This is a genomic window from Candidatus Aminicenantes bacterium (assembly GCA_026393855.1).
Classification (GTDB): domain Bacteria; phylum Acidobacteriota; class Aminicenantia; order Aminicenantales; family UBA4085; genus UBA4085.
The window spans coordinates 12,242-26,354 of sequence record JAPKZJ010000035.1 but is presented as its reverse complement, the minus strand read 5'-3'; the positions used below and the strand labels follow the sequence as shown (position 1 = coordinate 26,354).

The window sequence follows — 14,113 nt, the reverse complement described above, 5'->3', positions numbered from 1 at the left end:
GGTGCGTTTCTCGGATCCTGTATTCTCGATGGCGCATCTGACTTCTCATTTCACTACTATATACGCCGGCTTGAGAAAGATGGTTGCATGCGATTTCGATTCGGGGGCGCGCGAAACGGGGATTTAAAGCCGGGGGAAAGATCGGGATCAGGGGTGCCGCCGGAAGCGGGTGATGGGGTTTAAATAGAAGAAAACAAAAGAAAAAACCGAACTTGGTTGATTTTTTGTTCCCCGATCACTGACTACATCAAACATTATATCATAAGTTTTATGGATTTGGCAACATATTTCTAGATATTTTCGAAAAAAACATTCCGGCTCGGGCAAGGCTCCGTTCCGGGCTGGAAAAAGGCGCGAAATTACGGTTTTTTCACACGAATGGCTTGGCATACCGTCCGATCGGGCCCCCTTTTGACTGGCAGGGCGGCTTGGACTAGAATTCGGGCCGATTCTTCGCCCCAAACAGGCCGGCGACGCCCCTGCCGGGAAGGCCGCCGGAGCTCGACTTTCCGGTCAAGAGAGGTCCCAATGGATTTGACCCAGTTCCGAAAGAGCGGCCACGAATTCATCGAATGGGTCGCCGAATACCTGGAAACGATCGAAAAACGGCCCGTTCGCTCGTCCGTCAAGCCGGGCGAGATCGCCTCCCACCTGCCCCTGGAGCCGCCGGAGGCTGGGGAACCAGTCCACTCTATTTTCAATGATTTCAATAATTTAATTCTTCCCGGGATCACCCACTGGCAACACCCCAATTGGCACGGCTATTTCCCGGCCAACAACAGCCCGGAATCCATCCTGGCCGAGCTCCTGACGGCCGGGCTGGGGGTCCAGGGGATGAGCTGGCAGACGTCGCCGGCCGCGACCGAGCTGGAAGAAAGGGTCTTGGAGTGGCTGAGGAAGATGATCGGCTTGCCTGATGGGTTTTCGGGCGTCATTCAGGACACGGCCTCGACCGCGACCTTGTGCGCTCTCCTGTCGGCCCGCGAACGGGCCACCGGGTTCGAGTCCAACGAGAAGGGGCTGCGGCGGCCCTTGATCGTCTACGCTTCCTCCGAAACGCATTCCAGCCTGGAAAAAGGGGTCAAGATCGCCGGCTACGGCCGTGAAAATCTGAGGTTGGTGGCCGTGGACCGAGATTTCGCCATGATCCCCGAGGCGCTCGAAGCGGCCATTGTCCGGGACCGGGAGGCCGGGCTTCAGCCCGCCTTTGTCGCGGCCACCTTGGGCACGACCTCGTCGACCGCCGTCGATCCGCTAGGCCCAATCGGCGAGATCACCGTTCGGCACGGCCTCTGGCTGCACGTGGACGCCGCTTATGCCGGGACGGCGGCTGTCTGCCCGGAGAACCGCTGGATTCTGGACGGCGCGGAGCGGATGGACTCGTTTGTCTTCAACCCGCATAAGTGGATGCTGACCAACTTCGACTGCTCGGCCTATTTTGTCAAGGATCCCGGCGCCTTGATCCGGACGTTCGAGATCCACCCCGAGTATCTCAAGACCGGGGTCGATCCCTATGTCAAAAACTATCGCGACTGGGGCGTCCCGCTCGGCCGGCGGTTCCGGGCCCTCAAGCTGTGGTTCGTCATCCGGTCGTACGGGGTGAAAGGCCTGCGGGACTTCGTCCGCGAACACCAGCGCTTGGCCCGGACGTTCCGCGGCTGGGTCGAAGCCGAGCCCGGCTTCGAGGTCCTGGCCCCCTCGCCCTTCGGGCTGGTCTGTTTCCGCCGCAACGACGGGCGCGACGAGGCGGGGCTGACGCGGCTGAACCGGGCCGTGATGGAAGATCTCAACGCATCCGGCCGGATGTTTCTGACCCACACCGTCCTTGACGGCCGGTTCGCACTGCGCATGGTGGTTGGAGCCCGTTTGACCGAAGAGCGCCACGTCCGGCAGGCTTGGGACTGGATCCGCGAGGCCGCGGCCCGGGTCTAATCAGGATTTAGGGTTTCGGTTTAAAGAGCCCTTTGGGATTCGCTCCCAGCAACCCGGCCTTGACCAGGGCGGGATCGCTTGGGCGGAGATCCCGCAACTGGGCCGGCGTCAGAAACGGGACGTGCCGGGCCTTGTCCAAGGCATCCCCGATCCAGCTGATGTCTTCCTCGGTCGTCATCCAATCCCGGTCGTCGAAGCGCGACAGATCGAACGGGTTGGAATATTCGCGCAGGGTCTTTTCCCCGATGGGGTTGAAGAAGACGTCGAAATAGGAGGCCATCAGCTCGCGGATCGTCCGGTAGACCGGCTCCCGGAAGCGAAGCACGGTGTAATTGGACTTGGCCACACAGCCCCAGGCGCCGTTCTCGCGGAAGACGGCCAGGACATGGTCGTCGTCGTTGTGCGAGCGCATGTCGACAAGGAGCGGCCGGTGGCCGTGGAAGCGGAGGGCGGCCGCGGCGAACATCGCCCCCTCGAAGCAGTTGGCCTTGCGCTCCCGCAGGACGCGGCGGGGCGAGGCCGTGCCGGGCTCGGGATCGTAGGCGATCCCGTTCAACCAGTCCTGGATTCTAAGCGGGGCGTTCAGCCGCGCCAGCTGCGAGCCTTCGGCGGCGGTCCACACGGCCGGTCCCGGCTCCAGTTTCGGTTGCGTCATGGTCTCGCTCCGCGCTTCGGGAAGCAGGCTCAATTCCGGGGCGGCTCGGCGCTCCAGACGAGCTTCCCGTCCGGGTCGGCGAAACGGGCCTGAAAGCCGAACCCGCCGGCTCCCTGCAGGATCTTGAGCAGGACTTTGTTCCAGCCTTTCTTCAGCCGTACCGCGACCTTGTCTTGATCCGTGGTCACGGCCCGGTAAGCCGGGTTCGTGTGGCGGAGCTCGTCGTTGATCCAGACCCTCACGCCGTCGTCGCTTCCGAGCAACAAATACGCGGCCATGTCTTCCGGCGCCCGGACCCAGCCCACGGCGTAGACCACGACCTGCTCGTTCGGGTGGATGATCTGATTCAGATCGGCGAATCCATTGGCCCCGATTTTGAGCTTTTTCCAGCCGGCCGGCTTCCCGCCTTTGCCGGCGTATGAGGCGGTCAAGTCGATTTCGTTCTCCGGCGGGAAGACGGTTGTCAACGAATCCATGTCGGGGGCGTCGAAAGGCCCGGACAGGTTCCACTCGGTCAGGAATTTCCGTTCGGTCGGGGCCAGACGATAGCCGATCAGCCCGATCTCCGATCCGGCAGCGGCGTCGTCCCGGCCCGACACCTGGAGCGTCAGGCTGGCTTGGCCTGGCTCGAGCCGCAAGCCCTTGAGCGGCAGGATCGCGAATTCCCTTTCCGCCGCATAGCCTTTGAAGACGGCAGGCGATATCTTGAGCCGGACCGCGCCGCTGACGCAGCCGGCCACTTCAAAATCGCCCATGGCCGGGCCCTTAAGAAGATAGAGGTCGAGGTCATAGGCCTCGGCGATCTCGACGCCGAAGACCAGCTCGACTTGGGTCCCCGGTCCGGCGCCGTCCGTAGAAAGCACCGGGCACCTGTCGCCCGTCGGGCCGTAATAGGCCGTCAGGGTGGAAAGAAGCTTGGCCGATTTGAGCTTGACCGTTCCGCCCGCGTCCTCGTAGACGGCGGAGTCCGTTCCCGCGGCTTTGCGCCAGGTGGGAAGCACGAAATTGTCCGGAGGTTCCAGGGCGAACGGCAGGCGAACCGCCGCCGCGGGGAGGGCGGGAAAGGCCTTGTGGGGCTCGGCTTGGTACCAGTAGGCCGTCGACGAATCGAAATCGGCGCGGTCGTTGGCGTGGCCGTGCTCGATGGTTACCCGGATCGACTTTTTGAACGCGACGGGATCGGGAATGTGAAACCGATACACTGTGGCCTTGGAGCCGGCCTGGAAATCCTCTTCCTGCAGGGGACATCCGTAGAAGAGACCCTGCGATTCGCGCATGCCCCAGGCGTCGGAGAAATAGTCTTCGGAGCCCGTCCCGTGTAGCGACGGGGACGCCTCTCCGTCCACAAAGATCATGTCGTCGCCTTCGCCCCACCAGCCCATGCCGCGCTGCAGGACGCTCAGGTTGCAGCCGACGTAGTGGCCGCGGCCCTCGGCGTCCAGGATGAGATAGTTGCTCCCGGGCTGGGGCGGAAATTCCTGGCGGTACTGGGCGTGGAAGGTAGGCGTCCCCTCCGGCAGGGAGGGGAGGGTGCGGTAGTCGACGTAATAATAGAAGGCGGGGACTTCGCCGCGGCCTTCGTTGGTTACCGTGATGCGTGCCGACTTGGCGTAGGGCATATACCAGTAGCAGTTACGCGCCCGGCCTTCGGATGTGTTCGTGATGGGCAGGGAGGCGAGGTTGCGGTTGAGTCCGTGGCCGACGCCGAAGAAGTCGCCGATCGGCGCTTCGACCGAGGGAGCGGTCTCGCCGTCCCAGTACATGCGCAGGACCAGCTTGCGGCCGTAAAACGCCTCCGCGGCGATGGTCACCCAGATGTGGTGGATCGCGCCGGGGCCTTTGATGTCGGCCAGCACGGCCGTGTCGCCCGGCGGAATGGTCAGGGAGTCTTTATTCCCTCCGCTCCGGTCGTAGGAGGAGACGCGGGCCGATGTGAAATCCTGCGGGCGCCCCAGGCCCCGCAGGAGATCCTGGGCGGCCGGGGCGACGGCGGCGACGGCCATGATCGCAAGCACGACGGCGGTTCGCAGAACGGCTTTCTTCAGGCGGATCGACATGGGTGGCCCTCCTCTCTTCTTCGGCTTTCGGCTGCGCGGCCTATTTTACCCGAATCATACGTTCGCGACGCCGAAATCCCGATTTTTAAATCGGGGTCATAAGCGCCGCTCAGTATTAACCCTGTTAATACCCCTGGCTTCAGCCCGCCCTCATCCGCTTCGCGGCTGAGGGCTGCAACCCCGTCGTCGAACCGCCTGGGCGGAAGCCGAGCCCGGGGTATCGAGCGGGTTTATTCGCCGGGCGGCCAAGCCGTATGGATGAGGCTTTCGGCGGCGACGACGCGCACGGCCTCGGGACGGATTCCAAGCGGATAGGCCTGGATGGCGGCGATTTCCTCCGCCGCGCCCCCGCCGGCGGAGCGAGCCGCCTCCGGAAGGGAAGCCGCCGCTCCGCTCAATAGCCCGTCCCGCAAAGCGGAAGCGTCTTTTGCGACGATGGCGAGAAAGAAAGCCTCGGGGTCGACGTATTTTCGAACCGCGGCCCGGATGTCGCCGGCCGAGAGCCGGGGCAGAATCCGTCGGGCCTCCTCCAACACATCCGCGCGCACGAGGATCCCGGCTTCCATGCGACGGGCCAGCCGGTCCCCGAGAGTCCGGCTCCGCAGGCTGAGCGAATGAAGGAGATAGTCCCGGACGAGGTCGAAGCGTTCTTCGGGCAGGCCTTCTTCGGCCAGGAGGCGAAGCTCGCGCGCGGCCTGACGGACCAGGAAAAGCGCCGCGGATTGATCGGCCGGATGCAGGCGGATCGCGAAGCAGCAGCCGCGGCGCGGCAAAGCGGACGCCGAGGTCGCCTCGCAGTCGAGGCCGGAAGATCCGACCGACGCCGTCCCGAGCCGGCCCAGCCGCGAAGCGGGGAACCCGGGCTCTCCGAGATGGGCCGCGGCCACCCAAAGGGCGAAGAAGTCCTCGTCGGCCGCAGTCAGGGAAACCGGGATCCCCATCGCGATCGTTGCGCCGTCGGCCGGACGCTCGGCCAGGACGGCTTCGATGCCGCGGGGCCGATGCGGCGGGGGGAGCACCAGGCGCGGCGTGAACGTGACCGGAAGCCTGAGGAAGTCCGATTTGACGCTCTCGGGCGATCCTGTCGGATAGCCCCCGGCCAGCCCGATGGCGATGTTGCCCCGGACGAAATGCTCCAGGTAAAAGGCTTTGGCTTCGTCGATCGTGAGCGAAGCCACTGATTCCAGGGTCCCGTCCTCGGCGTGGCCGTACGGCTGGCCGGCATAGATCATCCGGTCGAGGATCTCTCCGGCTAGCGTCTCGTCTTCTCCTCCGGCCAGGGATTCGCGCAGCGCGTCGAGCTGGGACGCCTTCAGCCGTTCGAAATCGTTCTCCCGAAAGCCCGGTTCGAGCAGGAGTTCACTTAAAACCGAGTAGAAGGCGGCCCAATCCTCACGGCGGACGGTGGCCGAGAAGGCCGACATTTCCTTGTCGATATCGAGGCGAATCCCAGCGCCCACGGGGGCCAAGGCGGCGGCGATCTCTTCCGGACCGCGGGATCGGCTGCCGCCTTCGAGGAGGAGGCGCCAGGTCAATCGGCAGAGGCCCTCCTTGCCGGCGGGATCGACGGCCGAGCCGACCTTGACGAGGACGCGGACGGCGACCAGGGGGCTTCCATCAAACGGCAGCAGCTCGAGCCGGAGCGATTGGGGATCATCCCTCCGGCAGCCGGTCAGCCCGAGGAGGAGCCCGAGAAGTGCGCAGGCGAAAGCCGGGGCGAATAGGCGGCGGCTCATCGGCGGCTTTCCTTCGCCGCCGGCTCCTGCGGGGCGGCCGGCTCGGGCGGCGGCCCAAGCGCCAGGGTCGCGGTCGTTGCGGTCTTGAGATATCGGCGTGCGGCTTCGCGCAGCTCGGCCGGGCTGATCCGCTCATACAGACCGTTTATCCGGCCGAGGCTTTCGGAGTCGCCGGTCAGGGCGATGAATCGGGATAAGACGGCGGCCCGACCTTCCGTCGTTTCCATCGCCAGCTGCAGGGCGTTTCGCCGGCCGGCCTTGGCGGCCGTTAAAGCCTGCGGCGGGACGAGCTCGGTCTTGAGGCGCTCGATTTCGGCCAGAATCGCCTTCTCGATTTGCGCCAGGTCCGTCTCGGCCGCGGCGGAGGCATTCACGATCAGAAGATACGGGTCCCGGCGATCGGCGGCCGCGGCCTCGAGGGTCAGGCACAGCTTCTCCCGGCGGACGATTCGATCGTAAAGCGGCGATGACGACGAGAAGGCAACGGAGGCCAATAGGTCGAGCGCCGCTTTGTCGGGCGCCTGATCCGAGAACGCGGGAACGCGGAAGCCGATTGACAGGCGGGCTCTGGTCGGAACATCCCAGGCGACCCGGACCCGTCGGGGTTTGTCCGGGAGCGGCTCGGCGGGAACCGTGAACTCGAAGTTCGATTTCTCCCAGCTGCCGTAGTATTTCCGGGCCAGCTCCAAGAGGCGTCCGGGCGCCACGTCGCCGGCGGCCAGGAGGACGACGTTGTCGGGGGCGTAGGCCCGCTTTTTGAACTGTTGGCCGGCGGCGATTCTCTCGGGCAGGGACGACATCTCGGACCGGGTTCCGAAAAGCGGGCGGCCGTAAGGATGGGCCGCGAACGCCGTTCGGCGGAGGGCTTCCTCCAACCGGGCCTCCGGTCCGCCGGCGGCTTTGACCGCCGCTTCTTCGGCCAAGGCGGCGGCTTCCGACGGCAGCGTCTCGGCGTCGATCTCGAGATTGACGATCCGATCGGCCTCACTCCGGACGACACTTTCCAGATTTTCCCGGCCGCCGAAGACGATCGTTCTGACCGTGGCGTCGTCCGCGACGAATCCCGCCGTCCGGGCTCCCAGCCGGACCAGGAGCTCGGCATCGAAGGCGCGGGGGGAGCGCAAGGGGCCTCGGGCTGTCAAGCGCTCCAGAAGGCGGGCCAAGCCCTCGCTGCCTGGGTCCGTCTCGTTGCGCCCGCCCGCCCGGATGATCGTGGCGAAGACGACGACGTTGGGATCGTCGAGCGGCAGCGATACGACCTTGAGGCCGTTATCGAGCTGATCGACATGGAGAGACGGGGTGAGGAGATCGGAACTGTTCGCCCGGGCCGAAGGGAAGAGGGCGGAAGCGAGCCCCAGGAGCGCGGCCAGGGCCGGGCCGGCGGCGCGCCGGAGAGGGCGTCGGCTCATTCCGAGAGGTACGTCAGCCACTTCTCGTAGCGAGGATGACGGCCGCGGACGAGATCGAGATAGGTCGATCGGATCCGGCCGCAGACCTCTCCGGCCTGGCCCGTCCCGATGGCCTCGGCGGGCCGCGGCGTTCCGCCGTTGGAGCCGTCGGTCAGCCGGACGATGGGCACGACCTCGACCGCCGTCCCGGTGAAGAAGGCCTCGTCCGCGCCGATGAGCTCGTCCTTCATGATCGGGCCGATCGCGGTCTTGTATCCGAGATCGGCCGCAATTTCGAGCACGCTCGTGCGGGTGATTCCTTCGAGGATGGACTCTTGCCGGGAGTTGGTCTTGACCACCCCGTCCTTGACGACGAAGATGTTTTCGCCGGGACCCTCGGCGATGCGGCCCTCGAGGTTCAGGAAGACGGCCTCGTCGCAACCCCTGTCGCGGGCTTCCAGCCCGCAGATCGTCGATTGGACGTAGGTCCCGCCCAGCTTGGCCTTCATGTCGAGCTGGCTGTGATGGACCCGCCGCCAAGGCAGGAGGTATACGGAAACGCCCGCCGCGGCTTTCTCCCCCAGGTAGGCGCCCCATTCCCAGGCGGCGATGACGAGCTCGACCGGCGAGGCTTTGGGAACGAGCCCGAGGTTGCCATAGGAATAAAAGAGCAGCGGCCGAATGTAACAGGATTCCAAGCCATTTTGCCGGATCGTGGCTTTGACGTGAGCGATGATCTCGTCCTTGCCGTAGGGCGGCTTCATCTTGATCACGGAGGCCGAGTAGAGGAAACGGTCGATGTGTTCGGGCAGCCGGAAAACGGCGGTCCCTTTGGCCGTGGGATAGGCCCGGATCCCCTCGAAAACCGACGTCCCGTAGTGCAGGGCGTGGGTCATGGAGTGAAGCGTGAGCTCCGACCAGTCGTGGAATTTCCCCTGGTACCAAATCGCTTTGGCCTTGGGGAATTGGCTCGTGTCTAGCATCGGGGACTCCTTCGGCTCGATCGCGGTCGGCGGCGCAGGAGAAGGGGTATCTGTACCATAAGCGGCCCTAAAAAGGAAGGAGGGCTCGGGCGATGGGGGTTCGCTCTGGCGGAAATTTTTACGCCGTGGCGTCTCGTTTTTCTCGGCGGCTCGGAACTCGCGTCCCGCATCGATTTAACGGTCTTGGTACGGTCCGCTCAGACATCCTCGCCGTCCGTCCTCTTTCCGGGACGGATTCCCTCAAAAAACGAGAACACGCAGCGAAATTTCCGCCCTCGCGACGACAAGCGAGGCGCCTGTCGTTACGAGGACTGCGAAGCGACCGCATCGGCGCTCACCCCCATCGCCTTCGCCCTGGCCGAAAATTCGCGCTTTCCTAAAAAGCCGATCAAGAGAATAGGTTTTATGGATCTCTTCCATTCAGTGCGGGTTGGTAAGGCGGAACGGTGTTCGGCCAACGGCGAAACCGCGCGGGTTTAGGCTTTTTTGCGAACCTCTTCGAGGGAACCCAACCCTCGCGGGGACGCTCGAAGCGATGTCCCTACGAGGACTGCGAAGCGCTGCGGGCGCCGAGGGATGTTTGAGCACGCAACCATCATTGGCAACGAGACTGAGTGGGAGGTCGTGCAAGACCGAGAGATCGAGTATGCGGAGTTCCGCAGGCGCCGAGAAGAGAAGCGCAAAAAAGGCGTGAAAAACCCGCGCCGCCGGGCCGAATTCCGTGACGCAGGCCACACAGAATGGAAGAGAACCGGTTTTATTATCCCTTGGATGTCGGCGCGGGTTCGAAATACGCGTTGCCCGAGTGTGCGACCTTACGGATCGCCCCGGCCACGGTCAGGCGCCGGGTCAGGGCCAGGACTTCCTCCACAACCAGGCCGAGCGACTGGGACAGGTCCCCGGCGGTCATGGGCCGGCGCTTCAGGGCGGCCAAAATGGCGGCCGAAGCGTCCGGGGCGGGGACAGGCTGCTTCTCGCGGGAGAAATCGGCGATGATCTCGGCCGTCGGCCCTAGGAAGATCCGCACGCGCTCGAGCTCGGCCGCCGTTAGGGGGCGGGCGCTCTTCTCGGCCGGGGGGCGAACGACGGTGTTGATCTGGACGCGGTCCGGCCGGATGCGTTCGATCGCCGCCCGCAGCCGGCGCAGATGGGCCGGCCCGTCGTTGATCCCTCGGACCAGCATGACTTCGAGCCAGATCCGGCCTTTGAAGCGGCGGCGAAACCGGACCAGCCCGTCGATGATCTTCTCAGCCGTCAACCCGGCATGCGGGCGGTTGACCTTGGCGAAGATGCGGTCGGTGACGGCGTCCAGGGACGGTACGACGATGTCGGCTTGGACGAGGTCGCGGCCGTTGCGCCGTCCGGCCAGGGTGGAGGAATTGGTCAAAACGACCACTTTGACGTCGGTCATCCTTTTTATACCCGCGATGATGCGGCCGATTCCCGCATGGAGGGTCGGCTCCCCCGAGCCGGAGAAGGTGATTGCGTCGATCCTCGCTCCCGAGGCCAGGGCGCCGCGGATCTGGGCCAGCACGGCCCGGACCGGGACATATTCCCGCCGGCGGTCCGTCGTCCGGCCATAGGCGCCGAGCTGACAGTAAATGCAGTCCATGGAGCAGGTCTTGAAGGGCAGGATATCAAGACCGAGCGAGTACCCCAAGCGGCGCGAGGGGACTGGCCCGTAGATGAGGGCTTTCGGCGGTTCGCCTTTCATGTATAATATCGTATCAAAAAAGGCAGGATACGACTAATGAAGCGAATGAGCGATAAGGAAGCCGCCGCCGGGCTGGATGCCCGGCTCCCGGTCATCGAGACATTTCCCAACCAGTTCCCCGACTACGAGATCCGGATCGAGATTCCGGAGTTCACCTCGGTCTGCCCCAAGACGGGACAGCCCGACTTCGGTACCATCACCATCCGCTACATCCCCCGGGCCCGCTGCCTGGAGCTCAAGTCGCTCAAGGAATACGTTCTGGCCTACCGCAACTTGGGGATTTTCTATGAGAACGCCGTCAACCGTATCCTGGAGGATGTGGTCAAGGCCTGCCGCCCCGTGCGGGCCGCGGTGACGGGCGAGTTCAGCCCCCGGGGCGGGATCATGAGCGTCGTCGAGGCCCGGCATCCCCGGTCCCGTCGTCTGGCCGGAGAATAATCCGGCGCCCGCGGCTTCCCTTCGGACCCTCTTCATGGCTTTCAAGGACGGCGGACGATTCGGCCTCAGCGACCTGCTGATGGTCTTTGCCGTCATCTTCTGGGGGGCCAACTTCTCCTTCATCAAGATCGCCCTGCGCGAGATGACGCCCGACGGATTCAACGGCTGGCGTCTTCTGCTGACGGCGGTTCTTCTGCTCGCCGTCCTAGCTGCATCGGGGGAGGGCTTCCGCGTCCGGCGGCGGGACCTCGCGGGCCTGGCGGCGCTTGGGATCGCCGGCAATGCGATCTATCAGGCCATCTTCATCCACGGCATGCACGGCACGACGGCCTCGATTTCTTCGTTGATTCTCTCGACCTCGCCCATATTCGTGGCCCTCATCAGCGCGGTGTTCCGCATCGAGCGCATCCCGCCGATTTCCTGGGCGGGCATTCTGCTCTCCTTCGCCGGGCTGTATCTGGTCATCGCTCTCCAGGACGGCGGGCTTCGACTATCGCCCGCGGGCCTCGCCGGTGACGGCCTGATCCTCTTGGGGACGGTGATCTGGGCGTCCTGCACCGTCTTTGCCAAGCCTTTCTTGAGTCGGATGTCGCCGCTGAAGTTTTCGGCCTTGACGGTTGCGATCGGGGCGCTGGCCTATATGCCCATGACCCTGCCGGACATGGTGGCGGTCGATTTTGCCGGCGTCTCCTGGAAGGCCTGGGGCTCGCTTGTCTTCTCCGCCGTCTTCGCCCTCGTCCTCGGCTACATCGTCTGGTACTACTCGGTTCGGCGGATCGGGAACGCCCGGACCGCCGTCTACAACAACGTCACGCCTCTCTTCACGGCGATCTTTGCCGCCTTGCTCCTGGGCGAACGGTTGCGGCCGATCCAGGCCGCCGGCGCGGCCGTCGTCCTGGTCGGCGTCTGGTTGACCCGCTCGGGGCGCAGAACATCCGTCGCCCCGGAAGCCTAAGCGGAAATCCGGCACTTACGGTCTATCTATCGATTCGAGAGTCGTTTTTCCTAAGGATACGATGAAAGGCAAACGGATAAGGCTTCCTTGGAGGGGTGGCAGCCCTAATCGGTGAAGCCGATTAGAGCATTGGAGGGGAACCCGGGTCAAGGGTGCCCCTCCAAGGGGATCCGTTGCCTTCGGACCCGTCTTTGGGCAAAATGGGGGCCATGAGCGAACCTGCCGCCGGCCGCCGCCAAAAGTTGCCGTGGCCCGTCGCGGCCGGCGCCGTTTTCGCCTTCCTTTTCTGCGCCGCCTACAACATCCTGATCTTCGACCGCGTCCCGCACATCCACGACGAGACCGTTTATCTCTTCCAGGCCCGGATCTTCCTGGGCGGCGGCGTCACGGCGCCTTTGCCCCCCGTTCCCGAGGCCTTCGACTTTCCGCATGTCGTCAATGTCGGCCGCTGGTACACGATCTACCCGCCCGGCTTCCCTTTCCTGCTGGCGCTGGGCCTGTTGGTCGGAGCGCCGTGGCTCGTCAATCCCATCCTGGCCGCTTTCGCCGTCCTGTTGTTCTATTGGCTGGGGACCGAGATCTACGACCGCCGGACGGGTGTTCTCGCCTCTATTCTCGGTGCGCTGTCCATCTGGCTCCTGTTGATGTCTTCGACCATGATGTCGCATACCGCCAGCATGGTCTTCAACGCCGTCTTCCTGCTTTTCTTCTTCCGCTCGCTGCGGGCCCCGACTTTCCGGAACGGTCTGGCGGCGGGGGCGAGCCTGGGCTTAGCTTTCCTCATCCGGCCTTACAACGCCGCCGTCTTCGCCCTGCCCTTCCTGATTGTCCTAGCCGTGCGAACCCTGGCCCGCCTCAAGCTCCGCTGGAAAAACGCCCTGGCCCTGGCCTTGGCCGGAATCCTCGCGCTGGGCATCTTTCTCGCTTACAACGCCGCTACGACCGGCGATCCGCTGAAGCCGGGATACATCGCCCGCTATGGGCAGGCGTATTCGGTGATCTTCGGCCGGGCGGCCACCCTCGATTATGATTTCACCCCCCTCGTCGCCGCCATCCAGATCGGCGAGAACATGGCGGCCATCAACAAGGATTTATTCGGCTGGCCGCTGACCTCGCTTTGGCTCCTGCCGTTCGCGCTGTGGGCGTTCCGGCGCAGGAAGGAGGAGCGCGGGCGGGACTTGCTTCTCTTGGCCGGGTTCCTATCCATGGTCGTCGGCTTTTTCTTTTTCTGGGGGGCCTTCGTCGTCCTCGGCGCCCGGATGTTCTTCGACGCCCTGCCCTTGCTTGTCCTTCTCAGCGCCAAGGGTTTGCGCCGGGCTCCGGAGCTGCTCGCCGCCCGAACGCGCCGCTTCGGCGAAGACCGGTGGAGGAAAGCGCTCGCCGTCGTCCTGGCCGTCTTCTCCCTCTACGCCTTCGCCTTCCGCTTCCCGCGCTGGGTCGCCCCGTCCTGGACCGAGTGGTTCTACGAGCGCTACGACCAGAACATGTGCGGCTCTTCGGCCTGGATTCACAACGCCCTGGCTCCGCTCGGCCTGCGCAACGCCGTCGTCGTCATGAAGCTTCTCTATGCCCCGTTGACCGGATTCCCCACCGGGTGGTGGGGCTCGGGATTCCTCTACGACACGCCGCGCTTGGATGGCGACGTCCTCTTCGCCAACGACCGCGGTGACGCGACGACGCTTGGGTTGATGCAGGCCTACCCCGGGCGAGCCTTCTATGCCTATGTCGGGACTTTGGAGAAGGGGCTGCTTGTGCCGCTGAGCCAGGAGGTGGGGGCGGTGCGCCGGGGCCGGCCGATCGTTCCGCCGGTTCGGCCGCGCCGCTCGGTCGAGCTTTTAGCCGAGCCCGAGTCCCTATTTAAGATGTATGGGCCTGGGTTCCGCGCCTTTGTCGAGGACGTGCTGCGCGGCGACGGCTGGGTTGCGACGGACGTCGAGAGCCTGCGGACAGAGGGGCTGCGGCTTCTCGAGGCGCGGAACTTCCGCAAGGCCGCTTATTCGCTCGAGGCCGCCCTGCAGCTCGAAAAAAATCCCAAGGTCCGCTGGCCGATGCTCGTCTCGCTCGGCCAGTGCTACATGAAGACGGGCCAGACGGCCGAAGCTAAAAGAATCATGGCCAAGTTCGAGGAATCCGACTTCAAGGGCCGGCGGCTGTTTTTCATCCTGCCCGACCGAGGATTTTAGGTTCTTCTTCCGATTCCGGGAATAGCGATTCGAAGTGTCGGCCCGGCGGCTTCGGGCTCGACTCGCCTTTTC

General features: G+C 64.5%; 10 protein-coding genes. 4 read left to right on the top strand and 6 right to left on the bottom strand.

Features of this window, described 5'->3' with window-relative positions:
• Positions 1–528: 528 nt before the first annotated feature.
• Positions 529–1,932, top strand: coding sequence for a pyridoxal-dependent decarboxylase (locus NTZ26_04570; protein ID MCX6559768.1), 1,404 nt, complete (start codon positions 529–531; stop codon positions 1,930–1,932).
• Between the two features lie 7 nt (positions 1,933–1,939).
• Here NTZ26_04570 and NTZ26_04565 read toward each other — a convergent pair whose 3' ends face one another.
• From NTZ26_04565 to NTZ26_04540, 6 genes are all read right to left on the bottom strand, one after another.
• Positions 1,940–2,587: a hypothetical protein gene (locus NTZ26_04565; GenBank protein ID MCX6559767.1), complete on the bottom strand. Its 648-nt coding sequence runs from the start codon at positions 2,585–2,587 to the stop codon at positions 1,940–1,942.
• 29 nt (positions 2,588–2,616) lie between these two features.
• On the bottom strand, positions 2,617–4,644 hold the full coding sequence (locus NTZ26_04560) for a DUF2961 domain-containing protein (GenBank protein ID MCX6559766.1): 2,028 nt from the start codon (positions 4,642–4,644) through the stop codon (positions 2,617–2,619).
• Positions 4,645–4,874: 230 nt separating this feature from the next.
• Positions 4,875–6,380: a pitrilysin family protein gene (locus NTZ26_04555; protein MCX6559765.1), complete on the bottom strand. Its 1,506-nt coding sequence runs from the start codon at positions 6,378–6,380 to the stop codon at positions 4,875–4,877.
• Positions 6,377–7,789 carry a pitrilysin family protein gene (locus tag NTZ26_04550; GenBank protein ID MCX6559764.1) on the bottom strand — a complete coding sequence of 471 codons (1,413 nt, stop codon included), beginning with the start codon at positions 7,787–7,789 and terminating at the stop codon, positions 6,377–6,379. Before NTZ26_04550 ends, NTZ26_04555 begins: the two co-directional genes overlap by 4 nt.
• Positions 7,786–8,751, bottom strand: a complete 966-nt coding sequence (locus NTZ26_04545) for a branched-chain amino acid transaminase (protein MCX6559763.1) — start codon at positions 8,749–8,751, stop codon at positions 7,786–7,788. Before NTZ26_04545 ends, NTZ26_04550 begins: the two co-directional genes overlap by 4 nt.
• Before the next feature lie 760 nt (positions 8,752–9,511).
• Positions 9,512–10,465, bottom strand: a complete 954-nt coding sequence (locus tag NTZ26_04540) for a radical SAM protein (GenBank protein MCX6559762.1) — start codon at positions 10,463–10,465, stop codon at positions 9,512–9,514.
• A 36-nt stretch (positions 10,466–10,501) separates the two neighbouring features.
• On the opposite strand from NTZ26_04540, the gene queF reads away from it, so the two are divergent.
• From queF to NTZ26_04525, 3 genes are all read left to right on the top strand, one after another.
• The gene (gene queF, locus NTZ26_04535) at positions 10,502–10,903 is read left to right on the top strand and encodes a preQ(1) synthase (protein ID MCX6559761.1); all 402 of its coding nucleotides are present in this window, start codon (positions 10,502–10,504) and stop codon (positions 10,901–10,903) included.
• Between the two features lie 34 nt (positions 10,904–10,937).
• Positions 10,938–11,858 carry a DMT family transporter gene (locus NTZ26_04530; GenBank protein ID MCX6559760.1) on the top strand — a complete coding sequence of 307 codons (921 nt, stop codon included), beginning with the start codon at positions 10,938–10,940 and terminating at the stop codon, positions 11,856–11,858.
• A 209-nt stretch (positions 11,859–12,067) separates the two neighbouring features.
• Positions 12,068–14,041, top strand: a complete 1,974-nt coding sequence (locus NTZ26_04525) for a glycosyltransferase family 39 protein (protein MCX6559759.1) — start codon at positions 12,068–12,070, stop codon at positions 14,039–14,041.
• Positions 14,042–14,113: the final 72 nt, after the last annotated feature.